Raw genomic sequence first — 456 nt, 5'->3', positions numbered from 1 at the left:
CTCCTGCCCTACGAGGGGCGCCCCGGTTTCGCGCCGGACTGGCCACTGACCGAGCCGGCGGACCGCGAGCTGCGGCTGTGGGACGAGCTGTGGGAACGGCCACAGGCCGTGATGTGGGAGGAGCTCGGCCAGGAGATCGAGGTGGCCCTGTTCGTGCGCTGCCTCGCCGAGGCCGAGCAGCCAGACGCCAAGGTCGACGTGCGCAAGCTTGCGCGGCAGTACCTCGACAGCCTCGGCCTGTCCGTACAGGGCATGCTGCGCAACCGGTGGAAGATCTCGCCCGGCGAGCCGGGCACCGTCCCGGCCGCTGAGGAGAGCGAGCCGACGGAGCCGGCGCCGCGTCGGAAGTCCGCGCGCGACCGCATGAAGGTTGTGCCGTTCCGTGGCCGGGAGGACTGAGCCCGGGGCCGAGTTCGTCGTCGACTTCCCCACGCTGTGGGTCGTCCCGGACTGGAT

General features: G+C 71.7%; 1 protein-coding gene. It reads left to right on the top strand.

Translation table 11 applies throughout. From position 1 onward, the window contains the following. Positions 1–3: 3 nt before the first annotated feature. Positions 4–399, top strand: coding sequence for a hypothetical protein (locus IG84_RS0137305; RefSeq protein WP_051862869.1), 396 nt, complete (start codon positions 4–6; stop codon positions 397–399). The last annotated feature ends 57 nt before the right edge of the window (positions 400–456 follow it).

Origin of the sequence: Streptomyces ochraceiscleroticus (assembly GCF_000720485.1) — a bacterium.
Classification (GTDB): domain Bacteria; phylum Actinomycetota; class Actinomycetes; order Streptomycetales; family Streptomycetaceae; genus Streptomyces; species Streptomyces ochraceiscleroticus.
Note: the sequence above shows the minus strand (reverse complement) of the source record. Positions and strands in the feature narration are given on the sequence as shown.